We start from the raw sequence: 25,264 nt of genomic DNA on the forward strand, positions 1-25,264 counted from the left end.
ACCCTTTTCGCAGGAGGTCAGATGACCATCGGCACACCCATCCGCGAGGACCAGACTCTGGCCAAGGCCCACCGCCAAATCTGGGCCCTGGGCGACTACGCACTGATGGCCGAGGAGGTGATGGCCCCACTGGGCCCGGTGCTGGTGACCGCGGCGGGCATCGGACCCGGCGTGCGGGTGCTCGATGTCGCCGCCGGATCGGGCAACATCTCGCTGCCCGCGGCCCGGACCGGCGCCACCGTCGTCTCCACCGACCTGACCCCGGAGTTGTTGCAGCGTTCCCAGCAACGCGCCGCAGCGCAGCGGCTGAACTTGCAGTACCTGGAAGCCAATGCCCAGTCACTTCCGTTCGGCGACAACAAGTTCGACGCCGTCGTATCGGCGATCGGGGTGATGTTCGCACCGGATCACCAGAGCGCCGCCGACGAGCTGGTCCGGGTCTGCCGTCCGGGCGGGACGATCGGGCTGATCAGCTCGACGCACGAAGGCTTCTTCGGACGGATGCTGGCGACCATCCGGCCCTACCGGCCGAGCCTTTCGGCGGCACTCCCGCCGTCGGCGCTGTGGGGACGCGAGGCCTACCTCCGCGGCATGCTCGGCGACCGCGTGTGCAACGTCAAGACGCAGCGTGGCTCGCTCGACGTGACCCGTTTCGACACGGCACAAGCAGTCCACGACTACTTCAAGAACCACTACGGCCCGACGATCGAGGCGTACGCCAACGTCGCCGGCAACGCGGTGCTGGCCGCCGAACTCGACACGCAGTTGATCGAACTCGCCGAGGAATACCTCAGCGACGGCGTCATGGGGTGGGAGTACCTACTGCTCACCGCCGAAAAGCGCTGAGCGCGTGGCCGGCCCGGCGCTCACATCTCCTCGATGTCGATGTGAGCGTCGGGTTCGCCGCCGGCTGCGGTGAACGCGGTCAGCGCTCGCACCAGGCCCTGCCGTTCCGTTGTGGGCATCTGCTCGACGATGCGCGCGATCTCCTTGCGCCGGTAGGCGGTGACCTGCCGGACCACCTCGCGGCCCCGCTTGGTCAACGCGGCCAGCAGTTCCCGGCGCGACGTCGGATGCGGCAGCCGATCGATCATCCCGGCGCTGACCAGCCGATCCACCATCCGCCCGGTGGCCGAGGGCTGCACGCCCAGCAGCGTGGCCAGCGTGGCCAGGTTCACCGGGCCCCGATTGGACAGGATCACCAGGGTGCGGAATTGCGGGATGGTGATGGTCTCGTCGACCTGAGCGATCGAGCGAGCCGAGATGGCGACCAGCAGTCGCGACGCGGTCAACAAGGAATCGGTGAGGATGTCGAGCGATTCATCGGCCGTTGTCGCGTTCTCCGTCGGCATCACGGCCCCTTTCTCCCGGGGTAGCCCGGACGCTCGCTCCATGCTCACGACAGCGCAGAAAGCGTAACAGTTTCATAGTCGTACGGAGTGATTGTTTCTAGCCTCAATAATTACTAGTGGTCATGTTCTGAACACCGGACGAGCGCGTCGATCAGCCGATGTGCAGCGGATCGATCTGGACCCGGACGGGATGGTGAGACTGCCGCGCGCTGAGCACCGCGACCGCTGCCCGCAGGGCGGCCGCCAGTCGCAGACCGTGTTCCCGGGGGACCCGCACCAGCATCCGGATGACCGGGACGTCGGCGGCGGTCCCCGGCGGGCGGCGGGCGCCTGCGGGCAGATCCACCGGCCCCAGCGACTCGGCGTCCTCGGGCAGCCGCGCCTCGCCCAGCAACGCGGCCACCCCGTCGGCGCTGCCGTCCAGGGCGGCGATGTGCACACTGGGCGGCAATCCGACCTCGGCGCGCGCCGCGAGCTCGGCGTCGGCATGCCCCACCGGATCCCACCGGATCAGCGATTGCACTGTGGGAAGGGAGGATTCGGCGACCACGGCGACCACGCCGCCGTCGGCGCGGGGCCGGACCAGAGCGGCCGCGCTCATCCAGCGCCACAGCGCATCCTCGGCGGCGCGCAGGTCCTGGCGGCCCAACAGGGCCCAGGTGTCCAGCAGCAGAGCCGCCCCGTAGCCGCCCGACGCGCTCGGTTCGGCACCCGGCGTGGCCACCACCAACGCGGGGTGCGCCGGCACCTCCGTCACCACCGCATCACCGGACGACGTGACCACCGGAGTGCCCGGAAAGGCCCGGCCCATCTCCTCGGCCGTGCGCCGCGCCCCGACGATCACCGCACGCACCGCGTCCGACCCGCAGCGGGCGCACCGCGGCACCGGGTCGACCCGGCCACACCACCGGCATGCCGCGCCCACACCGCGCTCCGGCAACGCCAAGGGACCCGTGCAGTGGCGGCAGCGGGCGATCGCACGGCAGCGCGCACAGGCCAGCGACGGCACATACCCGCGGCGCGGCACCTGGACCAGCACCGGCGCGCCAGCCTCCAGCGCTGAGCGGGCGGCGCGCAACGCGATGGACGGTATCCGCGCGGTCCGCGCCGCCGGGTCGCGCTCGTCGGCGTACCCGCTGTCGTCGAGGGCGACGACCCGCGGCGCCCGGGTCCGCACTACCGGCCGGGGGGCCACGATGTCGTGCGCCCAGCCGCTGCGCACCAGCGCCTGCGCCTCCGCGGTTCGGGCATAACCGCCGATCACAGCGGCGCAGCGGGCCTGATGCGCCCGCAACATCGCCACCTCACGGGCATGCGGATAGGGGGCGCGGGGCTCGGCGAGGCTGTCGTCGGCATCCGACCACACCATGACCAGACCGAGGTCGGCGATGGGGGCGAACACCGCACTACGCGTGCCGATTACCACGCGGGCGTTGCCCCGCAGTGCGGCCAGCCAGCGCCGGTAGCGCGCGGCCGGCCCGAGCCCGGCCGACAAGGCGACGACGCTGTCGGGGTCGACGTGCTGGATCGTCGCCTGCCACAACGTGTCCAGATCGCGCTGGTCCGGCACGATCGCCAGCGCCGCCCGTCCCGCTGCCACGGTCTGCGCGGCCGCGTCGGCGAAGCGGTCGGCCCACCGCTCACCCGGCAGCGCCTGCCACACGGCGCGGGCGGCCCGAGAGGCGGCCAGCGCATCCAGAAACTGAGCGCCGCGACTGTAGGCCTGCCAGCCGGACGGGTCGACGGGCGCCACCACCGGCAGCACGGCCAGGGCCGTCACTTCTTTTTCCACCCTGGCATGCCGGGCCGGGACCGCCAGTCGCAGCACATCCGCCCGCGTTCCGGCGTACCGCGCGGCGACCGCCTCCACCAGCCGGCGGATCTCCGGCGTGAGCACCGGCTCGGCGGACACCACCCGATCCAGCCAGCCCAGCTTGCCCTGGTGATCGGTGTCGTTGCGTCGCTCCAGCACGAACCCGTCGACCAGGCGGCCGTGGAAGCGCACCCGGACCCGCACGCCCGGCTGCGCGTCGTCGGATTGCTCGGGTGAGACCAGGTAGTCGAACTCGCGATCCAGATGCGGCACCGACAGCATCGGCAACACCCGCGCGACCGGCTCCACCTCGGCGGCAGCCGAATCGCGAGAAATGTTGCTAATCAACGTCTTTCTGGTCTGACTCGCTGGCCACGGCGGCAGTTTCCGCCGGCCTCTGCAGATCCTCGCGGCCGAAGAAGAACCCCGCGGTGATCAGGATCTCGGCCGCGGCGTACGACCACCAGATCGGCACCGCCAACGCTTCGTTGCCCAGGATGAACTTGCCGATCGCGATCATCGAGTCCGACGCGGCGAAGCACACCGCGCCCACCGCGGTCCAGATGGTGGGCAGCCGCGCCAGCAGCGCCGTGCACACCATCGCCGACAGCACGGTGAGGTAGACCGTCACCGGGACGGTCAGATTCTCGGCACCTTCGTGCAGGTGCGGCCAGAACCAGACCAGCATCGAGGCCGACGTCAGCACCATCACCACCGCGGCCGCGACGCGCCCCCGCGACGGGACCGCATGCGGCAGCAGCGCGAGCAGAAAGCATATGTGCGCCAACAGAAATGCGCCCAACCCCAACACGAACGACAACTTCCACCACGGCATCGCCAGCAACCAGTCACCCGCGGCGGAGCACAACAGTGCCGGCACCAGCCAGCGCCGCTCGCGGGCCACCGGGTGTGCGACGGCGGCGACGGCCAGCAGCACCGCCATCGACGCCTTGAAAAGCGGCTGCAGGCTCCACTGCCCGGTGAGTTCGCTACCGGGCGGCAACCGCAGGGCGATCACGGTCAAAAAGACGCCGTAGGCGATGCCCGCCCATCCGGCGGCCACCCAGCCGCCGACCATCAACCGGGGTGCGTACGGTACCCCCATGCCCACTTTGGACAACGCCGCCGATGAGAAACCCGGTGTCGACCCCATCCTGCTGAAGGTACTGGATGCCGTTCCGTTTCGGCTATCGACCGAGGACGGGCTCGACGCCGTCCGTCAGCGGCTGCGTGACCTGCCGCGCCGGCCGCTGCATCCCGAACTTCGCGTCGAAGACCGGACACTGGACGGCCCCGGTGGTCCGGTAGGCATCCGGATCTATTGGCCGCCAACACAATCCGAGCTTTCGCCGGTTGTGATGTTTTTTCACGGCGGCGGTTTCGTGATGGGCGACCTGGACACCCACGACGGCACGGCCCGCCAGCATGCCGTCGGCGCGGAGGCGATCGTGGTGTCGGTCGACTACCGGCTGGCCCCCGAGCATCCCTATCCGGCCGCCATCGAGGACGCTTGGGCCGCAACGCGATGGGTCGCCGAGCACGGGGCCGAGCTGGGCGCCAACACCAGTCGGATTGCGCTGGCCGGAGATTCGGCGGGCGGCACCATCGCTGCGGCGATCGCGCAGCAGGCGCGCGACGAGGGCGCGCCGCCGATCACATTCCAACTGCTGTGGTACCCGTCCACGATGTGGGACGCGTCGTTGCCGTCGTTCACCGAGAACGCCGACGCGCCGATCCTGGGCGCCAAGGCGATCTCGGACTTCTCCCGTTGGTATGCCGGCGAAGTCGACATGTCCAATCCACCCGCGGCGATGGCGCCGGGCCGCGCCTCTGATTTGTCCGGCCTGCCGGCCGCCTACATCGCCGTGGCCGCCTACGACCCGCTGCGCGACGACGGCATCCGGTACGGCGAACTGCTGGCCGAGGCCGGCGTCCCGGTCGAGGTGCACAACGCCGAGACCATGGTGCACGGCTACCTCGGATACGCCGGGGTGGTGCCCGCGGCCACCGCCGCGATGGACCGCGGGTTAACGCAATTGCGCGTTGCGCTGCACGGATAGTTGCGGTTTTGCGTACCGTAAGGCCATGACGGATCCGACCATCGTCCCCAGCGGCATCGATCCGATCCTGAAGATGCTGCTCGATGCCATTCCGATGACCTTCAGCGCCGCCGACGGCGTCGAGGTCGCCCGGGCGCAGATGGCGGCGCTCAAGTTGCCGTCGGAGCTGCTCCCGCCGCTGCGCATCGAGGAGCGCCGGGTCGGCTACGGCGAACACGGCGACATCCCGGTGCGGATCTACTGGCCGCCGACCGCCGCGCAGGACGACCTGCCGGTGGTCGTCTTCTACCACGGCGGCGGCTGGGCGCTGGGCGACCTGGACACCCACGACCACGTCGCGCGCGCCCACGCCGTCGGGACCGACGCCATCGTGGTGTCAGTGGACTACCGGCTGGCCCCCGAGCACCCGTTCCCGGCCGCCATCGAGGACAGTTGGGCGGCGCTGCGCTGGGTCGGCGAAAACGCCGCCGAGCTGGGCGGCGACCCCACGCGCATCGCCGTCGCCGGCGACTCCGCGGGCGGCAACATCTCGGCGGTCATGGCCCAACTGGCCCGCGACCACAACGGACCGGACCTGATCTTTCAGCTGTTGTGGTACCCGTCGTGCATCGGCGACCGGACGCTGCCGTCGTTCCTGGAGAACAGCCGGGACCCGATCCTGGACGAGCAGGTCATCGACGCGTTTCTGGCCTGGTACGTCCCGCACCTCGACCTCAGCGACCACACTGCGCTGCCCGCCCACCTGGCTCCCGGCAACGGCGAGCTGGCGGGTCTGCCGCCGGCATTCATCGGTACCGCGCAATACGATCCGCTGCGCGACGACGGGGCCCGGTATGCCGAGCTGCTTGCCGCCGCGGGGGTCGCGGTGGAGTTGTGCAACGAGCCGACCATGGTGCACGGTTACGCGAGCTTCGCGGTGGTGGTGCCCGCCGCCGCGGAGGCGACGAGCCGCGGGCTGGCGGCGCTGAAGAAGGCGCTCTACCCTTAAAAACGTTCCAGGGCAACATCTTTCGTTCGGCGGTAGGGCGATGCGCCCGAAAGGCAAGCAGGATTGTGATCCGCGCTCTAGGATGAGCAGACTGGATTGCCGTTGCCTGTCGGGAGGTACGGAATGTCGTATGTGATCGCCGCGCCGGAGTGGGTGGCCGCTGCAGCCTCGGATCTGGCCGGGATCGGCTCGACACTCGGCGCCGCCAATGCGGCCGCGGCGATCCCCACCACCGCATTGCTGGCCGCGGGCGCCGACGAAGTCTCGGCTGCCGTCGCTACGCTGTTCGCCGGCCACGCCCAGGCCTACCAGGCGCTCAGCACCTACGCGGCGACCTTTCACGACCAGTTCGTCGAGCTGATGAACTCCGGCGGCAGCGCATACGCCGCCGCGGAGGTGTCCAACGTGCAGCAGCAGGTGCTCGACGCGATCAACGCTCCCACCCAGCTGCTGCTCGGACGCCCGCTGATCGGTGACGGCGCTACCGGCGCGGCCGGTCAGCCCGGCGGTGCCGGTGGGCTGTTGATCGGTAACGGCGGGGCCGGGGGCGCCGGCGGAGGGGTTGCCCGCGGGCCGGGGCGGAGACGCCGGGCTGATCGGCAACGGCGGCCCGGGTGGCCTGGGCGGCGCGGGTGCCGTCGGCGGTGCCGGCGGCAACGGCGGCTGGCTGTCCGGCACCGGCGGTGCCGGCGGGGCCGGTGGTAACGCGCTGATCAGCAACAACGCCCCGACGACAGGTGGCGCCGGAGGCGCCGGTGGCCGCGGCGGCCTGCTGTTCGGCGACGGCGGGGCAGGTGGGCACGGCGGGCTGGGCGGGACGGCCGTCATCTCCGGCAATAAGGGCGGCGCCGGCGGGGTCGGCGGGGTCAGCGGCCTGTTCGGCAATGGCGGCGCCGGAGGCGGCGGCGGCAACGCCGCCACCACCTTCTACCAGGGATTCACCATTCAGGCCGGGACCGGCGGGGTGGGTGGCGACGGGGGCGCCGCCATGCTCTACGGAAACGGTGGAGTGGGTGGTGTCGGCGGGTCCAGCGGCCTGGAAGGGCAGGTCAATAACCCCTACGCCGCAACCGGCGCGCGGGGCGGCAACGGCGGCGTCGGCGGCTGGATCGGTTCGGGTGGTGCAGGTGGCACCGGCGGTGCCGGCGGCAACAACACGACGCCGAATGTGTTTGCCGGTGGTACCGGTGGGCCGGGCGGCAACGGCGGCGCCGCCCAACTCATCGGCGACGGTGGTGCCGGAGGGAAGGGCGGCGCGGGCGGCGTCGGTCCACCCAACGGCGCCAGCGGTTCCGGCGGCATCGGTGGCGCCCGGGGCAGCCTGCAGGGCAACCAAGGCGCACACGGCTGAGCCGACTACCGTCGGATTCATGCAGTCGCGACGGAATACCTCACCCGACTACCACGTCGTCATCGTCGGAGCCGGGTTCTCCGGCATCGGCGCCGCCATCAAACTCGACCAGGCCGGGTTGTCCGACTATCTGGTGATCGAAGCCGGCGACGGGGTCGGCGGCACCTGGTACTGGAACACCTACCCCGGTATCGCGGTGGACATTCCGTCGTTCTCCTACCAGTTCTCGTTCGAGCAGAGCCCGAACTGGTCGCGCAGCTACGCGCCCGGGCACGAGTTGCGGGCCTACGCCGAGCACTGCGTCGACAAGTACGGCATCGGGTCCCGAATCCGGTTCAACACCAAGGTGATCTCCGCCGCATTCGACGACACGCACGACCTGTGGCGGCTACAGACAGATCCGGGCGGCGAAATCACCGCACGCTTCGTGATCGGCGCCAGCGGCGTGCTGACCGTGCCCAAGCTGCCCGACATCGACGGCGTGGACTCCTTCGACGGCATCACCATGCATACCGCGCGCTGGGACCACAGCCAGGACCTGACCGGCAAACGGGTCGCGATCATCGGCACCGGCGCCTCGGCCGTCCAGATCATTCCCGAGATCGCGCCGATTGTCAGTCAGCTCACCGTGTTTCAGCGCACCCCGATCTGGTGTTTTCCCAAGCTGGACTTCCCGCTGCCGGCCCCGGCCCGCTGGGCGATGCGGATACCGGGCGGCAGCGCCGTGCAACGTTGGCTCAGCCAGGCCTACGTCGAGGCCACCTTCCCCATTTCGGCGCACTACTTCAAGGTGTTCCCGCTGGCCCGGTGGACCGCGGTGGCCGGCCGGCGCTATCTGGCCCAGCAGGTCAAGGATCCGGTGGTGCGCGACAAGCTCACCCCCCGCTACGCCGTGGGCTGTAAGCGGCCGGGTTTTCACAACACGTACCTGGCCACCTTCAACCGCGACAACGTAGAGCTGGTCACCGATCCGATCGCCAAAATCACCCCCACGTCGGTGGTGACGGCCGACGGCAGCAGCCACGAGGTCGACGTGCTGATCCTGGCTACTGGCTTCAAGGTGCTCGACACCGATGACGTGCTGACGTTCGCCGTCACCGGATCCGGCGGCCAGTCACTGAGCCAGTTCTGGGACGAGCATCGCACGCAGGCCTACGAGGGAGTAGCCGTCCCGGGTTTTCCGAATTTCTTCGTGGTGTTCGGCCCATACGGCTATGTCGGCTCGTCGTACTTCGCGTTGATCGAGACCCAGACCCACCACATCCTGCGTTGCCTCAAGCGTGCCCGCGACGACGGCGCGACCCGCGTCGAGGTGAAAGCCGAAGCCAACGACCGGTATTTCGCCGAGATGATGCGCCGGCGCTACCGGCAGGTGTTCTGGCAGGACAGTTGCCGGCAGGCCAACAGCTACTATTTCGACAAGAACGGCGACGTGCCGCTGCGACCCACCACCACCGTCGAAGCCTATTGGCGCAGTAGGCATTTCGACCTCGACGACTACCGGTTCAGCGCCTGATCAGCGACCCTGCAGGACGGCCTCGACATTGCGCTCGGCCAGCGCGGTGATGGTCATGAACGGGTTGCAGCCCAGGTATCCGGGCAGCAGCGAGGCGTCGTTGACGTACAGCTTCCGGTAGCCGTTGACCCGGCCGAACGGGTCGGTGGCCCTACCGCGTACCACACCACCCATGGGGTGAACGGTGTTGGGCGTGAACACCTTTCCGCCGAAGAGGTCGTCACGATAGTCCACCTGGTTGGCGCCGGTAACCCGGTCGAAGACCAGTTTGGCGCGTTCGCGCAGGTGTTCGGTGTGCCCCTGCGGCCAGTTGATGCGGATCGTGTTCGCGGCCCGGTCGAAGCCGATATCGGCACGGTCGCCGGTGCGCACCATGACGTAGTAGCCCAGCGCATAGGTCTCGACGGGGAGCGGCAGCGAGAACATGCTGGCATAGACCGGATTGTCCGGGTCGTCACGGCCGTCCAGATTGATCATGCCCATCAAGGACTGCCGGGTGCCGGCGGGATCGCCGGGCGCCAGCATGTGCGCGACCATGATGTCGCCGTTGTTGCCGTAGCCGCGGCCGATCTCGTCGTTCAGGTCGGGCAGCGTCCCGGTTTCCCGGGCCCGTAACAACAGTTCCGTGGTGCCGAGTACACCGGCGGCGAGATACAGTTCCTCACAACCGATTTCGTCGCGCCGCAGCTCCTTGCCGAACCGGTCGATCTCGCGGGTTGCCACCACGTACTCGCCGGAGGAGTCGCGGCGTATCTCGGTGACCTCGGTGAGCGGTCGCAGCGTCACCCGGCCGGTTCGCAGCGCGGCCGCGATGTAGGTCTGATCGACGCTGCCGAACCTGCCGTAGTTGTTGCCGTACTGCTGCTCGAAATCCAGCGCTGAGCGCGGAACCTGGCCCGCTTCTTCCTTTCTCAGGTAGTCGAACGAGTAGGCGCTGCCGTTGTAGTCGACCCCGTAACCCGCGGCTGCCGCGTACTGCCGCCCGACCCGGGCGTACTGGAAGTACGGCGTCCGCTCGAACCAGTCGAGATCGCGATAACTGATGCGCAGCATGGCTTTTGCGCGTTGGATGTAGGTGCCCAGGAATACGTTGGGGTCGATGTCGGGAAAGGCCGCGCGAAGCTGGGCGGGGGTCGGTATCGCGGCGATGGCGGCATTGACCATCGACCCGCCTCCCACCGCGACGCCGCGGAACACGGTGTGTGCGCCGTGCTCCACTTTGTCGCAGATCCCGGCCTGCACCGGTTGCTTGGACGGGGCGTGGCGGGAAACCTGTTCCATCGACACGCCACGGAAGGACGGCACCAGGCTGGGTGGCACCGACGTGAACCAGCCGGCCCGGTTGTCCGCGGGCAGCATCCGCGAGAATCGTCTGCCGTCGCCGTCGGCGACATCCCAGAGCCTGCCCTTCTCGATGATCAGGGTTTCGACTCCGGCTTCGCCGAGGCGCAGCGCCGTCACCCCACCCCCGTAACCGCTGCCGATCACGATGGCGCGGTAATGGCTCTTGGGACGCGATGCGGGTTCGGTCCGGTGAGTGCCCCGTTCGTAAGCGCCGAGACCAGCGGCCCCGACGGCCACACCCGCGGCAGCGCCCAGGAAGCGCCGCCGGGTTAGGCGTCGTCCGTGTTGCGTATCTCCTGCCGGATTCATGACTCGACCACTCCCCACTCAGCAGACTGTTGTTACTCGAATCACAGGTTTATACGTACTTATAGTATGGTAATACCCTTTTGTATGGTAGTTCAGACACGAGAACTTCATAAGTTACAACTAAGTGAATCAGAAACCTCGGCAAGTAGATCGCTGCCGGCTTGGCGCGACCCGAAGCGCTACCTGTGGCTGGTTGCCGCAGCGGTACCGGGACTGGTGGTGGCCTCATGGCTGCTGGTCGCGCTGACCGGTCTCGGCGTGTTCTGGTGGATTGGTCCGGTGCTCGCGTTCGGGGTCATCCCGGTGCTCGACCAGATGATCCGACCCGATTCCAGCAACCCGCCCGAGGACGTTCTGGAATGGCTGGAAGGCGACCGGTTCTATCGCTGCATCACGTATCTCTACCTGCCGAATCAGTATGGATCGGTGCTGCTCGCGTGCTGGTTCTGGGCCGGCGGGGGTTGGGTCACAATGACTTTCGCCGACAAGGCCGGCTTGATGACGACCGTGGGACTGATCGGCGGGCTGGCCATCAACGCCGCCCACGATCTGGGACACACCCGCGAAGTCCAGGAACGACGTCTCGCCAAGCTCGCGCTGGCCCAGACCTGCTACGGGCACTTCTTCGTCGAGCACAATCGCGGCCATCACGTGCGGGTGGCCACCGCCGAGGATCCGGCGAGTGCGCGACTGGGCGAGACCCTGTACGCCTTCGTGCCGCGGTCGGTGATCGGCGGCGTGCGCTCTGCGTGGAACCTGGAAGCCGCCCGACTGGCCCGGGACGGCAAAACTCGCTGGACTCTGCGCAACGACGTGCTCAACGCCTGGCTGATCAGCATCGTCCTGTTCGCCGTGCTGGCTCTCTGGTTCCGGCCGGTCGTGCTGCCCTGGCTGATCGGCCAGGCCGTGATCGGCATCGGGCTGCTGGAAACGGTCAACTACGTCGAGCACTACGGACTACGGCGGCAGCAGCTGGCCAGCGGACGCTACGAGCGGGTGCGGCCGTCGCACAGCTGGAACAGCAACACGGTGATAGCCAACGTGTGCCTGTTCCACCTGCAGCGTCACTCCGACCACCACGCCAACCCGCTGCGCCGATATCAGGCGCTGCGGCACGACGAGGAGTCACCGCAGCTACCCGGCGGCTACAGCACCATGGTGCCGCTGGCGATGATTCCCCCGCTGTGGCGACGCGTGATGGACCGGCGGGTGCTGGCCTTCTACGGCGGAGACATCCGTCTGGCCGCCTTGAAGCCCGGGCGCTAGGCACCGCTGCTCTACTCTCGGAGGGTGGCCAAGGAGTTCTCTCATATCGACGGGTCGCTGCGGGAGTTCATCGCCGAGCAGGCCATGTTCTTCGTCGCGACCGCGCCCTCGCAGGGCGGCCGGATCAACCTGTCCCCCAAGGGTTACGCCGACACCTTCGCCGTGCTCGACGACCACACCGTCGCCTACCTGGACCTGTTCGGCAGCGGCGTGGAAACCATCGCCCACCTGCGCGACAACGGCCGCATCACCATCATGTTCTGCTCGTTCAACCGCAATTCCCGGATCCTGCGGCTGTTCGGGACCGGGCGGGTGCTGCGGCCCGACGACGACGAATTCGCCCGTGTCAGAGACCATTTCGGGCAGCGACCGGGCGTGCGTGCCGCGATAGTCGTCGACGTGGAGCGGATCGCCGACGCGTGCGGTTTCGCGGTGCCCTACTACGAGCTGGTCGACGAGCGGCCGGTGCTCGACTCGTTTCACAGCAAGCAACCCCAGGAGACGTACTCGCGAGCCATCGGCCGCAACCTGCGCAGCATCGACGGTTTGGCCGGCCTGGAGCCGGACCACCCGCTGCCGCCCAGCTGAGACGGGAACGCTAGATGGCGTGCTTGAGGTCGTCGACCTTGTTGGTCTGCTCCCAGGGCAACTCGACGTCGGTGCGCCCGAAGTGCCCGTAGGCGGCCGTCTGCGCATAGATGGGCCGCAGCAGGTTCAGGTCACGGATGATCGCACCGGGACGCAAGTCGAACACCTCGGGGATGATCTTCTCGATCTTGACCGGGTCGACCGCCTCGGTGCCGAACGTCTCGATGAACAGCCCGACCGGCGCAGCCTTGCCGATGGCGTACGCCACCTGCACCTCGACCCGCTCCGCCAATCCGGCCGCCACGACGTTCTTGGCCACCCAGCGCATCGCGTACGCCGCCGAGCGGTCCACCTTGGACGGGTCCTTGCCCGAGAAGGCGCCGCCGCCATGCCGAGCCCAGCCGCCGTAGGTGTCCACGATGATCTTGCGGCCGGTCAGGCCCGCATCGCCCATCGGGCCGCCCAGCACGAACTTGCCGGTCGGGTTAACCAGCACCCGTGTGGACGAGGCGTCCAGGGTGTCGTGGGCCAGCTCGTCGAGCACGGTCTGCAGCACGTGCTGCCGGATGTCGGGGTCCAGCGTGTTCTCCAGGTCGACCCCGTCCGCGTGCTGGGTGGAGACGACCACGGTGTCCAGCCGGACCGGGACGTTGTCCTCGTAGGCGATGGTGACCTGGGTCTTGCCGTCCGGCCGCAGATAGCCCAGCGTGCCGTTCTTGCGGACCTCGGTGAGCCGCCGCGACAGCCGGTGGGCCAGCGCGATGGGCAGCGGCATCAGTTCCGGGGTGTCGTTGATGGCGTAGCCGAACATCAGGCCCTGGTCGCCGGCGCCTTGAGAGTCCAGCGGGTCGGCCGCGCCCTCGACGCGGGCTTCGTGCGCGGTGTCCACACCCTGGGCGATGTCGGGCGACTGGGCGCCGATGCCGATGTTCACCCCGCACGTCTCGCCGTCGAAACCCTTGTCCGAGGAGTCGTAGCCGATGTCGAGGATGCGCTTGCGCACGATGTTGGTGATGTCGGCGAACGCCTCTTTGGCGGTGGTGGTCACCTCGCCGACGACGTGGACCTGCCCCGTGGTCACCAGCGTCTCGACCGCGACACGGGAGCGAGGATCGTCGGCGAGCAGCGCGTCGAGGACCGAGTCACTGATCGCGTCACAGATCTTGTCTGGATGCCCCTCGGTCACCGATTCGCTGGTGAACAGCCGACCCTTCTCGCTCACTCTTGTCATCCTTCCGGTCACTCCGCCCGAATATTAGTTAGACGAATTATTCTTGTTGCCGCTAAGCAAACCGGAGCAACCCGACGCCATGCAAATCTCGGGGTTCCGGACGGGCCACGCTGCCCGGCACGCGTTATCCGCTGTCTGCTCCGTGGTCTGCGCGCAGGAACGCGACAACTGCGTCCACGATACGGCTCGCCATCGCCGTCTTGGACCCGTGCTGCAGCGCCGACTCGGTGCCGTCGGCGGCCAGCAGCCAGCCGTCGTTGCTGTCTACCTCGAACGCCTTCCCTTCGCCGACGGCGTTGACCACCAGCAGGTCGCAGCCCTTGCGCTGCAGTTTGGCGCGGGCGTGGAACAGCACGTCGCCGTTGGCGTCACCGGTTTCGGCGGCGAACCCGACGATGGCGCGCATATTGGGTAGTTGCCCGTGTGCACGAGCCTGTACCGCGTTGGCCAGCACGTCGTCGTTGCGCAGCAACTCGATGGTGGGTGGCCCGCCGGCAGTCTTCTTGATCTTTGCGGGGGCGACCTGCGCGGGCCGGAAATCGGCTACCGCAGCGGCCATCACCAGCACGTTCGCTTCCGGGGCATGTTTGGACACCGCGGCGCCGAGTTGCTCAGCCGAGCTCACGTGCACCACGTTGACGCCGGCCGGGTCGGCGAGCCCGGCGGTGTGCCCGGCGATCAGCGTCACCTCGGCGCCGCGCTGGGCGGCGACCCGCGCGACCGCGTAACCTTGTTTGCCCGAACTGCGGTTGCCGACGAACCGCACCGGGTCGATCGCTTCGCGGGTGCCGCCCGCGGTCACCAGTACCCGGCAGCCCGCCAGGTCGTACGGCAACGCCTCGGGGCGCTCCAGCAGCAGTTGGGCGAGCGTGGTGATCTCCTCGGCCTCCGGCAGCCGGCCGGCGCCGCTGTCGGCGCCGGTGAGCCGACCGGAGGCGGGCTCGAGCACCACCGCACCGCGTCGGCGCAGGGTGGCGACGTTGTCGACGGTGGCCGGGTGCAGCCACATCTCGGTGTGCATGGCGGGCGCGAACAGCACCGGGCAGCGTGCGGTGAGCAGCGTCGCCGTCAGCAGATCGTCGGCGCGCCCGGCCACGGCGCGGGCCAGCAGGTCAGCGGTGGCCGGCGCGACCACCACCAGGTCGGCCTGCTGACCGAGGCGGACGTGCGGGACGGCCGGAACGTCCTGGAACACGCCGGTCTCGACGGGTTCACCGGAGAGGGCCTCGAAGGTGGCGGCGCCGACGAAACGCAGCGCGGCCTCGGTGGGAATGACCCGGACGCGGTGGCCGGATTCGGTGAGCTGACGGACAACGGTGCAGGCCTTGTAGGCCGCGATACCGCCGGCAACGCCGACGATGATCCGCTTGCTCTCCACCGCGCGCCGGCCTGTTACTCGCCCTCGGTGTGTTCGAGCAGGTCGGCGTGGATTTCGCGCAACGCGATCGACAACGGCTTCTCCTGCAACCCGGGCTCGACCAGCGGCCCGACGTACTCCAGGATGCCTTCGCCGAGCTGGTTGTAGTAGTCGTTGATCTGCCGGGCCCGCTTGGCCGCGTAGATCACCAGCGCGTACTTGCTCGAGACGCGGTCCAGCAACTCGTCGATGGGCGGGTTGGTGATGCCCAGCGGGGTGTCGTAGGCGCTGGCTCCGCCGGCCGCGGGATCGAACTGATCCACCGCGGAGACGGTTGCCAACGACGCGTCGGACTGCGGAATAGTCACGTAGAAAATCTCCTGGCGGCGTAGAGCGACATGGTTGGAAGGTCGTTTTTCCGGTAGGTCTCCGCTGGCGTGCGCTGTGTCTGTGCTGCTTTACGCAGGGCCAGGGGCAGAATCCACCAGCAAGGATACCAATTCGGCGCACGCAGACTCTAATCGACTGTTCACCACCACGACGTCGAAGTCATCCTGAGCGGCCAATTCGATGCGCGCGGTGGCCAGCCGGCGGGCGATGACGTCGGCGGTTTCGGTGCCCCGGCCTACCAGCCTGGCCTCCAAATCCGCCCAGCTGGGCGGCGCCAGGAACACCGTGAGCGCCTCGGGCATCGCCTTCTTGACGGCCCGGGCACCGGCCAGGTCGACCTCGATCAACACCGGATAGCCGGCCGCGGTCGCCGCCCGGACCGGCTGGGCGAGGGTGCCGGACCGGTGCAAACCACCGTGGATCTCTGCCCATTCCAGCAGTTCGCCCTCGTCGATGAGGCGCTGGAATTCAGCGGGGCTGACGAAGTGGTAGTCGACGCCGTCGACCTCGCCCGGCCGCGGTGCCCGCGTCGTGGCCGAGACGCTGAAATGCAGGTCCGGGATCCGCTCGCGCAGACACCGAACCACTGTCGACTTGCCGACCGCGGAGGGACCGGACAGCACGACCACGCGTCCTGCGTCCGGTCCCCCGCCAGCGCTCACCGGCGCTCCCCGGTCGGTGAACCGACGTCGTTCGTTCGACTCGACTACGAGCCGAACTTCTCCAACAGGGCCTTGCGCTGACGGTCGCCGAGGCCGCGCAGGCGGCGGGTCGGGGCGATCTCCAGCTCGGTCATGATTTCCTGCGCCTTGACCTTGCCCACCTTCGGCAAGGCCTCCAGCAGCGCAGACACCTTCATCTTGCCCAGGACTTCGTCCGTCTCGGCGTCCTTGAGTACCTGGGTGAGGTTGGTGCCGCCGCGCTTGAGCCGATCCTTGAGCTCTGCTCGCGCTCGACGTGCGGCAGCAGCCTTCTCCAACGCTGCCGCGCGCTGCTCGTCGGTCAACTGGGGAAGGGCCACGATTCCTCCGTCTCTCATCGATATCTTGGGGATATCTGTCGATCTACTTTGTCTCGGCCGGGTACTTCAGCCAGCGCAGACGACCGTACTCACGCTGTCTGACGAAATCTAACCCGACCCCCCGGTTTGGCGGTCATTTGTCCAGCTCGGGTCCCTCGCCGACACGCCCGAGCGCCCCGCCCGTCGGCGTCCAGACCGCGGGCCGGGTGCGACGGGCGGCCCGTCGCGATGACCTCGCCGAACCCGGTATCGGTCGCCGAATTTCGGTCTTGACCTGCAGTTTCAGCCGGTGCGGTGGACTTCGCCGGCCAGCGTGGCCCGCCGGCACCTCGGCCGGCGGCGAAGCGACGCGGCAGCCCGGTGCCACGAATCACGCATTTTGGTGCGACGCCGCGCGTGTCGCGCGACCATGGTCGTCCGGGCGAAGCTCAGCGCTGCGCGAGGTAGGCGACCGCATCGCGCATGCGTTCGGCGGCCGCCCGCACGTCCGCCACGGCCGGCCCGGCCCGCAGCACCTCCCGGGAGACCGCGGGCAACAGTTGGTGCGACTCGGCGCCGCCCAGCCCCGCCAGGGCCTCGGCACGGCCGCCCTGGGCGCCGACGCCGGGCACCAGTACCGGCCCGCCCAGTGCGCTCAGGTCCGGCGGTTCGAGCGCCGTCGCACCGACCACCACGCCGAACGATCCGGGCTGTGTCCCGCCGGTCGCCGACTGATTGGCCGCCGCGACGTGGTCGACGATCATCTGCGCCACCGTGCGGCCGCCGACGTCGGCGCGCTGGACGGTCGCACCCTCCGGGTTGGAGGTGGTGGCGAGCACGAACACCCCGCGGTCGTTGGCCGTGGCGACCTCGATCAACGGGCGCAGCGAGCCGAACCCCAGATAGGGCGAGGCCGTCACCGCGTCGGCGGACAGCGGCGAATCACCGGCCCAGGCCGCGGCGTAGGCGGCCATCGTGGTCCCGATGTCACCCCGCTTGGCGTCGGCCAGCACCAGCACGCCGGCGGCCCGCAGGGCGGCGATGGTGCGTTCGAGCACCGCGAAGCCCGCTGAGCCGTAGGCCTCGAAGAACGCCACCTGCGGCTTGACCACCGCGAAGCCTTCGTAAGCCTGCACGCACACGTCGCAGAACGCTGCCAGCCCGTCGGCGGTGGCCGGCAGCTCCCAGGCCCGCAGCAACTCCGGATGCGGATCGATACCCAGACACAACGGCCCGGACTGCGCTTTGGCCGCAGCCAGCCGGACCCCGAAGCTGCTCACTGGCCGCCGTTCCGGGCGCCGAGGTTGCGGTGCAGCTCCTGCAGGGACAGCACCCCGATGTCGCCGCGAATTCCCGCCTCGATGCCCTGCACGGCCGCCGAGGCGCCCTGGACCGTCGTAATGCACGGGATGTTGACGGCCACCGCCGCCGAGCGGATCTCATAGCCGTCGATGCGCGGGCCGGAGTTGCCGAACGGCGTATTGATCACCATGTCGACGTCACCGGCGCGGATCGCGTCGATGGCCGACATCGCCGGGCGGCCCTGCTGCGGAGACTCGAAATGCTTTCGCACTTCGTCGCACGGAATTCCGTTGCGGCGCAACATTTCCGCGGTGCCTTCGGTGGCCAGAACACGGAAACCCAAGTCCGCCAGTCGTTTCACCGGGAACACCAGGGAGCGCTTGTCCCGGTTGGCGACCGAGACGAACACCGTGCCCTGCGCCGGCAGCGAGCCGTACGCGGCGGTTTGACTCTTGGCGAACGCGGTCCCGAAGTCGCGGTCGATGCCCATCACCTCGCCCGTCGACTTCATCTCCGGACCCAGCAGCGAGTCGATGGCCGCGCCGTCGGCGCGACGGAAGCGGTTGAACGGCAACACCGCTTCCTTGACCGCGATTGGGGCGTAGGGCGCCGCGCTGGCGCCGTCCCCGGACTCGGCCAGCATTCCCTCCCGGCGCAGCTGGGCAATGCTGGCGCCCAGCATGACCCGGGCGCAGGCCTTGGCCAGCGGCACGGCGGTGGCCTTGGATACGAAGGGCACCGTCCGGCTCGCCCTGGGGTTGGCCTCCAACACGTAGAGCACGTCGTCCTTGAGCGCATACTGCACGTTGAGCAGGCCGACCACGCCGATGCCGTGCGCGATCGCCTCGGTCGCCTGGCGGACCTTCTCGACGTCGCTGCGGCCCAGGGTGACCGGCGGCAACGCGCAGGCCGAGTCTCCGGAGTGGATGCCGGCCTCTTCGATGTGCTCCATGATCCCGCCGATGTAGACCTCGGTGCCGTCGCAGAGCGCGTCGACGTCGATCTCGACCGCGTCCTCCAGGAAGCGGTCGACGAGCACCGGGTGCTCGGGTGAGAGCTCGGTGGCGCGGGTGATGTAGCCGCGCAGGGTCTCCTCGTCGTAGACGATCTCCATGCCGCGGCCGCCCAGCACGTAGGACGGCCGCACCAGCACCGGATAGCCGATGTCGGCGGCGATCCGGCGGGCCTGGTCGAAGGTGGTCGCAGTGCCGTACTTGGGCGCGGGCAGACCGGCGGCGGTGAGCACGTCGCCAAACGCGCCGCGGTCCTCGGCCAGGTCGATGGCCGCCGGTTGGGTGCCGACGATCGGAACGCCGGCGTCGGCGAGCCGCTGCGCCAGCCCCAGCGGGGTCTGGCCGCCGAGTTGCACGATGACACCCGCGACGCCGGGGCCCCCCGCGCCGGACTGCTCCTCGGCGTGGAACACCTCCAGGACGTCCTCGAACGTCAGCGGCTCGAAGTACAGCCGGTCCGCGGTGTCGTAGTCGGTGGACACCGTCTCCGGGTTGCAGTTGACCATCACGGTCTCGAAACCGGCCTGGCTCAACGTGGTTGCCGCATGCACGCAGCTGTAGTCGAACTCGATGCCCTGCCCGATCCGGTTCGGGCCCGAGCCCAGGATCAGGACCTTGGGCTTGTCGGTCTGCGGGGCGACCTCGGTCTCGGCTGACGGGTCGAGTTCGTAGCTGCTGTAGTGATAGGGCGTCTTGGCCTCGAACTCGGCGGCGCAGGTGTCGACGGTCTTGTACACCGGGTGGATGTTCAGCCGCGCGCGCAGCGAGCGCACCCCGTCCTCGCCGGCCAATTCCGGTCGCAGCGAGGCGATCTGACGATCCGACAGCCCGCTGTGCTTGGCGTGGCGCAGCAGGTCGGCGTCCAGCACCGGCGCGTCGACGAGCTCGGCGCGCAACGCCACCAGCTCGTCGATCTGGGCCACGAACCACGGGTCGACACCGCTGGCCTTAGCCACCTGCTCCACCGAACCGCCCAGGCGCAGCGCCAATTCGATGTCGTAGAGGCGCCCCTCGGTGGGGGTCTGCAGCCGGGTCAGCGCGTCTTCCAGCGAGCCTTCGGTGTCCGGCTTGGTCCAGAACCCGGCGCGGGTGGCCTCCAGCGACCGCATCACCTTGCCGAGGGCCTCGACGAAGTTGCGGCCCAACGACATCGCCTCACCGACGGATTTCATCGTGGTGGTCAGGGTGGGGTCGGCGCCGGGGAACTTCTCGAACGCGAAGCGGGGGGCCTTGACGACCACGTAGTCCAGCGTCGGTTCGAAGCAGGCCGGGGTTTCCTTGGTGATGTCGTTGACGATCTCGTCCAGGGTGTAGCCGATGGCCAGCTTGGCGGCGATCTTGGCGATCGGGAAACCGGTGGCCTTGGACGCCAGCGCACTGGACCGCGACACCCGCGGGTTCATCTCGATGACGATGAGCCGTCCGTCGTCGGGGTTGACGGCGAACTGGATGTTGCAGCCGCCGGTGTCCACCCCGACCTCGCGCAGGATGGCGATGCCCAGGTCGCGCATTTTCTGGTACTCGCGGTCGGTCAGCGTCATCGCCGGCGCGACGGTGACCGAGTCGCCGGTGTGCACGCCCATCGGGTCGACGTTCTCGATCGAGCACACCACCACGACGTTGTCGTTGCCGTCGCGCATCAGCTCGAGCTCGAATTCCTTCCAGCCGTAGATCGACTCCTCGATCAGCACGTTGGCGCTGGGGCTGGCGGCCAGCCCGGCCCCGGCCATCCGCTCCACCTCGTCGACGGATCGGGCCATGCCCGAACCCAGCCCGCCCATCGTGAAACTGGGCCGTACCACCACCGGCAGGCCCAGCTCGTCAACCGTCTCGCGGACTTCGTCCATGGTGAAACACACTCGGCTGCGCGCGGATTCGCCACCGACCTTGGTGACGATGTCCTTGAACCGCTGCCGGTCCTCGCCGCGCTGGATGGCCTCGAAGTCGGCGCCGATCAGCTCGACACCGTACTTCTCCAGGGCGCCGTTCTCGTAGAGCGCGACCGCGGTGTTCAGCGCGGTCTGCCCACCCAGGGTGGCCAGCAGGGCGTCGATCTTGTTCCCCGCGCTCGGCCTGCTGGGCGATGACCTTCTCGACGAACGCCGGGGTGATGGGCTCGACGTAGGTGTGGTCGGCGAACTCGGGGTCGGTCATGATGGTGGCCGGGTTGGAGTTGACCAGGCTGACCTGCAGCCCTTCGGCCCGCAGCACCCGGCAGGCCTGGGTGCCGGAGTAGTCGAACTCGCAGGCCTGGCCGATGACGATCGGGCCGGAGCCGATCACCAGCACATGGTTGAGGTCAGTGCGCCTCGGCACTAGCTGTTTCCTTCCCGGACGCCGCGAGCGGCCCCATATGCACACCGATTACGGCGTGCCGGCGTACATTCGGGCGCGCTCGAGCTCATTGGCGTCCCTCCATCAAGTCGACGAACTGGTCGAACAGATATTCCGCATCGTGCGGCCCGGCGGCGGACTCGGGGTGGTACTGCACCGAAAAAGCCCGTCCATCAATGAGTTTGACGCCTTCGACCACGCCGTCGTTGGCGCAGGTGTGGCTCACCACGGCCGGGCCGAACGGGGTGTCGAAGGTTTGACCCGCCTCCCCCTCCAGCGCGAAGCCGTGGTTCTGCGCGGTCACCGCGACCCGGCCGGTGGCGTGGTCGATCACCGGGATGTTGATCCCGCGGTGGCCGAACACCATCTTGTAGGTGCCCAGCCCCAGCGCCCGGCCCAAGATCTGGTTACCGAAACAGATTCCGAACAACGGGATTCCGGCTTCGAGCACTTCGCGGGTGAGCGCCACGGTGTGGTCGGCGGTGGCCGGGTCGCCGGGTCCGTTGGACAGGAAGACACCGTCGGGCTTGAGGTCGGCGATCTGGGCGAAGGTCGCCGACGCGGGCAGCACGTGGCTACGTATTCCGCGGCGGGCGAAATTGCGCGGCGTGTTCGTCTTGATGCCGAGATCCAGGGCGACGACGTTAAACCGCTGCGCACCTTCGGGTTCGACTGTGTAGATTTCGGGTGTGCTGACCTCGTTGGCCAGGTCGGCACCCAGCATCGGCCGCTGCGCGCGCACCCGCTGGAGAAGTTCCTCGGGGTCGGCCAGCGCCGCGCCGGAGAACACACCGGCTTTCATCGAGCCGCGGCTGCGCAGGTGACGCACCACCGCCCGAGTGTCGATGGCGGCGATCCCGACGACGCGCTGACGCACCAGTTCGGCCTCGAGGGTGCCCGTGGCCCGCCAGTTGGACGCCCGCGGCGACGGGTCGCGCACCGCGTAGCCGGCGACCCAGATCTTGTCGCCGCGACTCTCGCCGTCCTCGTCGTTCCAGCCGGTGTTGCCGATCTGCGGGGCGGTGGCCACGACGATCTGGCGGTGGTAGCTGGGGTCGGTCAGCGTTTCCTGATAGCCGGACATGCCGGTGCTGAACACCGCCTCCCCCAGCGTCTGTCCGATTGCTCCGAACGCGGTGCCGGTGAAGATCCGGCCGTCCTCGAGCACCAGTTGCGCCTTCGTCATCCGCCACTCCTTTCTTGCCCGCGAGTGGGACCTGGCTGCGATTTCTGGGCGAGAATTTCACCGTGTGGCTGCATTCGCGCGCGTGGCCCGCGGGTCATGCGCCCTCCTGCAGCCATTTGGCGTACTCGTCGCGGTTGTTCGCCCGGAACCCGGTGTCGATCACGGTGCCCGACGGCAGCCGCCACCGGATTGCCAGCAGCCCGCTGCGGGCCGCCACCTTGCCGGCGACCCCGCGCTCGGTCCGGATGTCCACTATCGATTCCTTCGGGATCCAAATCGGTTGCCCGCCAATGCGTTCCACCAAAATCCCGCCGGGGTAACGGGTCAACACCGCCTTGCTGCGGTACCCGAGGTCGCCGACCGCCACCCGGTCGTTCCAGGCCGGCGACAACGTGCACCCCACATACAGACCCGGGGTGGTGATCGAGGCGGCGCCCACTTCGTCGGGCAGGGGGGGCAGGTCGCCGATCAGCTCCACCTGCCGTTCGGCGCGGCGCCGCCAGCCGCGCATCATCAGCTGGATCACTACGGCCAGCACCACCACCAGCACCGCCGCGAAGATCAGCGTGCCCACCAGAGTGCCGGAGTTCATGCCGGACACTTCCCATCCCGCGCAGTCACCTTCCCGCGCAGCAGCGTCGCCGTCACGGCGGCCGGCAATGTCATCGACTCGTAGGGAGTGTTGGCCGAGCGGCTGGCCAGTTCGTCGCCGGCGACCGTCCAACTGGCCTCGGGATCGACCACGGTGAGGTTGGCCGGTTCCCCCACCTGCAGCGGGCGGCCCTGGTCGGGCAGGCCGACGATGCGCGCCGGGTTCTCGCTCATCACTCGCGCCACATCGCGCCAGTTCAACAGGCCGGGCTGCACCATGGTGGCCACCACTACCGACAACGCGGTCTGCAGGCCGAGCATGCCGGGGCGCGCTGCGGAGAATTCGACGCACTTCTCGTGCTCGGCGTGTGGGGCATGGTCGGTTGCCACGCAGTCGATGATCCCGTCCGCCAGCGCCTGGCGCAGCGCGACCGCGTCGGAGGCTTCGCGCAGCGGCGGGTTGACCCGGTTGCGCCCGTCGTAACCGGCCAGGCGGCTGTCGTCAAGCAGCAGATGGTGCGGGGTGACCTCGGCGGTGATCGAAATACCTTGCCCCTTAGCCCATTTCAGTATCTCGACGGTGCCCGCGGTGGAAGCGTGGCAGATGTGCACGCGGGCACCGGCGTCGCGCGCCAGGATGGCGTCCCGGGCGACGATGGAGTCCTCGGCCGCCCGCGGCCAGCCGGCCAGTCCCAGCCGGGCGGCCGCCGGCCCTTCGTGGGCGACGGCGCCGACGGTCAGCCGGGGTTCTTCGGCGTGCTGGGCGATCAGCACACCGAGGCCGGTGGCGTATTCCAGCGCGCGGCGCATCACCAGCGGGTCGTGCACGCAGATGCCGTCGTCGGAGAACATCCGCACCTGCGCCGCGCCCGCGGCCATCATCCCCATCTCGGTGAGTTCCTTGCCGGCCAGTCCGACGGTGACCGCGCCGACCGGGTGCACGTCGACCAGGCCGACCTGCTGGCCGCGATGCCAGACGTGATCGGTGACCACCGGGCTGTCGGCCACCGGGTCGGTATTGGCCATCGCGAACACCGCCGTGTAGCCACCCAGAGCGGCTGCCGCCGAACCGGTTTCGATGTCCTCGGCGTATTCGCGGCCCGGTTCGCGCAAGTGGGTGTGCAGGTCCACGAAGCCCGGCAGCAGGATCTGGCCGGTAGCGTCGATGACGACTGAGGCCCTGTCGAGTCCTCCGGACTCTGCGAGTCCCGTACCGATTTCGGCGATCTGCGCATCGTCGACCAGGACGTCGACCGGATCACCCTCTCCGTAGAGCCGGACGCCTCGGATCAGCACACTCATGCCGCGACCTCTTCCGCACCCACCAGCACATGGAACAGCACCGCCATCCGCACATGCACCCCATTGGAAACCTGTTGCAGCACAGCCGATTGCGACGAATCGGCCACGGACGAAGAAATCTCCATGCCGCGCAGCATCGGACCCGGGTGCAGCACCACGGCGTGGCCGGGCAGCAGCGCCTGGCGGCGGGCCGACAACCCGTACAGGGTCGAGTACTCCCGGGTGGAGGGGAAGAAGCCGCCGTTCATCCGCTCGGCCTGCACCCGCAACATCAACACGCCGTCGGCGGCGGGCAGTTCGGCGTCGAAGTCGTGGGACACCGTGACCGGCCAGCTTTCGAGGCCGCGCGGCAACAGGGTCGGCGGCGCCACCAAGACCACCTCCGCGCCCAGCGTGTGCAACAGCATCACGTTGGAGCGCGCCACCCGGCTGTGCAGGATGTCGCCCACGATCACGATGCGGCGGCCTTCGATGCCGCCGAGACGCTGCCGGATGGTCAGAGCGTCCAGCAGCGCCTGGGTGGGGTGCTCGTGGGTGCCGTCGCCGGCGTTGATCACCGAGGGGCCCCCCGAACTGGCCGGGTCGCGGGCACCGGCCGTCCAATCCGCCAGCAGCTGCGCGGCACCGGAGGCCGGGTGACGGATGATCAGCGCGTCGGCGCCGGCCGCCCGCAGCGTCAGCGCGGTGTCGCGCAACGACTCACCCTTGCCCACCGAGGAACCGGACGCGCTGACGTTCACCACGTCGGCACTCATCCATTTGCCGGCGACCTCGAAGGACACCCTGGTACGGGTGGAGTTTTCGTAGAACATGGTGATCACGGTGCGTCCGCGCAGCGTCGGCAGCTTCTTGACGTCGCGGCCGACCAGCGCTTGGGCGAACCGGTCGGCGTCGTCGAGGATGGCGGTCGCCTCGTCGCGGCTCAAGTCGCCGGCGGCCAACAGATGCCTAGGACTCATCGGCGCCGCTCC

Annotated in this window: 20 protein-coding genes and 2 pseudogenes; 7 read left to right on the forward strand and 15 right to left on the reverse strand. The window is 68.9% G+C overall.

Going from position 1 to position 25,264, the window contains the following annotated elements; genetic code table 11:
• Positions 1-21: 21 nt before the first annotated feature.
• Positions 22-846, forward strand: coding sequence for a class I SAM-dependent methyltransferase (locus tag L6444_RS17015; protein ID WP_236976006.1), 825 nt, complete (start codon positions 22-24; stop codon positions 844-846).
• 20 nt (positions 847-866) lie between these two features.
• Here L6444_RS17015 and L6444_RS17020 read toward each other — a convergent pair whose 3' ends face one another.
• The 3 genes from L6444_RS17020 to L6444_RS17030 all read right to left on the reverse strand — a co-directional run bounded on the left by L6444_RS17020 (position 867) and on the right by L6444_RS17030 (position 4,270).
• Entirely contained in the window at positions 867-1,355 is a 489-nt protein-coding gene (locus L6444_RS17020) for a MarR family winged helix-turn-helix transcriptional regulator (protein WP_236984200.1), read from the reverse strand.
• A 148-nt stretch (positions 1,356-1,503) separates the two neighbouring features.
• Complete coding sequence (locus L6444_RS17025; protein WP_236984202.1) at positions 1,504-3,447, reverse strand: primosomal protein N'; 1,944 nt, start codon at positions 3,445-3,447, stop codon at positions 1,504-1,506.
• A gap of 58 nt (positions 3,448-3,505) precedes the next feature.
• Complete coding sequence (locus tag L6444_RS17030) at positions 3,506-4,270, reverse strand: lysoplasmalogenase (protein WP_236976008.1); 765 nt, start codon at positions 4,268-4,270, stop codon at positions 3,506-3,508.
• On the opposite strand from L6444_RS17030, the gene L6444_RS17035 reads away from it, so the two are divergent.
• The 4 genes and pseudogenes from L6444_RS17035 to L6444_RS17050 all read left to right on the forward strand — a co-directional run bounded on the left by L6444_RS17035 (position 4,269) and on the right by L6444_RS17050 (position 9,080).
• Positions 4,269-5,225 carry an alpha/beta hydrolase gene (locus L6444_RS17035; protein WP_236976010.1) on the forward strand — a complete coding sequence of 319 codons (957 nt, stop codon included), beginning with the start codon at positions 4,269-4,271 and terminating at the stop codon, positions 5,223-5,225. The two genes, L6444_RS17030 and L6444_RS17035, sit on opposite strands and share 2 nt — an antisense overlap.
• 25 nt (positions 5,226-5,250) lie before the next feature.
• Positions 5,251-6,213 carry an alpha/beta hydrolase gene (locus tag L6444_RS17040; protein WP_236976019.1) on the forward strand — a complete coding sequence of 321 codons (963 nt, stop codon included), beginning with the start codon at positions 5,251-5,253 and terminating at the stop codon, positions 6,211-6,213.
• A gap of 123 nt (positions 6,214-6,336) precedes the next feature.
• Positions 6,337-7,564: pseudogene (locus tag L6444_RS17045) on the forward strand (PE family protein).
• 19 nt (positions 7,565-7,583) lie between these two features.
• Entirely contained in the window at positions 7,584-9,080 is a 1,497-nt protein-coding gene (locus tag L6444_RS17050; protein ID WP_236976028.1) for a flavin-containing monooxygenase, read from the forward strand.
• On the opposite strand, the gene L6444_RS17055 is transcribed toward L6444_RS17050, so the two are convergent.
• Positions 9,081-10,733 (reverse strand): GMC oxidoreductase, encoded by a 1,653-nt coding sequence (locus L6444_RS17055; RefSeq protein ID WP_236976030.1) that lies wholly within the window; start codon positions 10,731-10,733, stop codon positions 9,081-9,083.
• Positions 10,734-10,952: 219 nt separating this feature from the next.
• Between L6444_RS17055 and L6444_RS17060 the strand changes: the two genes are divergently transcribed.
• Both L6444_RS17060 and L6444_RS17065 read left to right on the forward strand, forming a co-directional pair.
• Positions 10,953-11,999, forward strand: a complete 1,047-nt coding sequence (locus tag L6444_RS17060; RefSeq protein WP_370653122.1) for an alkane 1-monooxygenase — start codon at positions 10,953-10,955, stop codon at positions 11,997-11,999.
• A 24-nt stretch (positions 12,000-12,023) separates the two neighbouring features.
• Positions 12,024-12,587 (forward strand): pyridoxamine 5'-phosphate oxidase family protein, encoded by a 564-nt coding sequence (locus L6444_RS17065; RefSeq protein ID WP_236976032.1) that lies wholly within the window; start codon positions 12,024-12,026, stop codon positions 12,585-12,587.
• A gap of 10 nt (positions 12,588-12,597) precedes the next feature.
• On the opposite strand, the gene metK is transcribed toward L6444_RS17065, so the two are convergent.
• From metK to L6444_RS17120, 11 genes and pseudogenes are all read right to left on the reverse strand, one after another.
• Positions 12,598-13,809, reverse strand: coding sequence for a methionine adenosyltransferase (metK, locus tag L6444_RS17070; RefSeq protein ID WP_236976034.1), 1,212 nt, complete (start codon positions 13,807-13,809; stop codon positions 12,598-12,600).
• Between the two features lie 133 nt (positions 13,810-13,942).
• A complete protein-coding gene (gene coaBC, locus L6444_RS17075) occupies positions 13,943-15,196 on the reverse strand; it encodes a bifunctional phosphopantothenoylcysteine decarboxylase/phosphopantothenate--cysteine ligase CoaBC (RefSeq protein ID WP_236976036.1) in 1,254 nt (417 codons plus the stop codon).
• A gap of 14 nt (positions 15,197-15,210) precedes the next feature.
• A complete protein-coding gene (rpoZ, locus tag L6444_RS17080; RefSeq protein WP_236976038.1) occupies positions 15,211-15,543 on the reverse strand; it encodes a DNA-directed RNA polymerase subunit omega in 333 nt (110 codons plus the stop codon).
• Positions 15,544-15,633: 90 nt separating this feature from the next.
• Complete coding sequence (gmk, locus tag L6444_RS17085) at positions 15,634-16,227, reverse strand: guanylate kinase (protein ID WP_236976040.1); 594 nt, start codon at positions 16,225-16,227, stop codon at positions 15,634-15,636.
• Between the two features lie 44 nt (positions 16,228-16,271).
• Positions 16,272-16,586 (reverse strand): integration host factor, actinobacterial type, encoded by a 315-nt coding sequence (mihF, locus tag L6444_RS17090; RefSeq protein ID WP_007171927.1) that lies wholly within the window; start codon positions 16,584-16,586, stop codon positions 16,272-16,274.
• 428 nt (positions 16,587-17,014) lie between these two features.
• Entirely contained in the window at positions 17,015-17,845 is an 831-nt protein-coding gene (gene pyrF, locus L6444_RS17095; protein WP_236976043.1) for an orotidine-5'-phosphate decarboxylase, read from the reverse strand.
• Positions 17,842-21,196: pseudogene (gene carB / locus L6444_RS17100) on the reverse strand (carbamoyl-phosphate synthase large subunit). The gene pyrF and the pseudogene carB overlap by 4 nt, the downstream one beginning before the upstream one ends.
• 85 nt (positions 21,197-21,281) lie before the next feature.
• On the reverse strand, positions 21,282-22,400 hold the full coding sequence (gene carA / locus L6444_RS17105; protein WP_236976045.1) for a glutamine-hydrolyzing carbamoyl-phosphate synthase small subunit: 1,119 nt from the start codon (positions 22,398-22,400) through the stop codon (positions 21,282-21,284).
• 94 nt (positions 22,401-22,494) lie between these two features.
• Complete coding sequence (locus tag L6444_RS17110) at positions 22,495-22,992, reverse strand: PH-like domain-containing protein (RefSeq protein ID WP_236976047.1); 498 nt, start codon at positions 22,990-22,992, stop codon at positions 22,495-22,497.
• A complete protein-coding gene (locus tag L6444_RS17115; RefSeq protein WP_236976049.1) occupies positions 22,989-24,293 on the reverse strand; it encodes a dihydroorotase in 1,305 nt (434 codons plus the stop codon). The genes L6444_RS17110 and L6444_RS17115 overlap by 4 nt, the downstream gene beginning before the upstream one ends.
• Complete coding sequence (locus L6444_RS17120) at positions 24,290-25,252, reverse strand: aspartate carbamoyltransferase catalytic subunit (protein ID WP_236976052.1); 963 nt, start codon at positions 25,250-25,252, stop codon at positions 24,290-24,292. Before L6444_RS17120 ends, L6444_RS17115 begins: the two co-directional genes overlap by 4 nt.
• Positions 25,253-25,264: the final 12 nt, after the last annotated feature.

This window comes from Mycobacterium kiyosense, assembly GCA_021654635.1.
Lineage (GTDB): Bacteria > Actinomycetota > Actinomycetes > Mycobacteriales > Mycobacteriaceae > Mycobacterium > Mycobacterium kiyosense.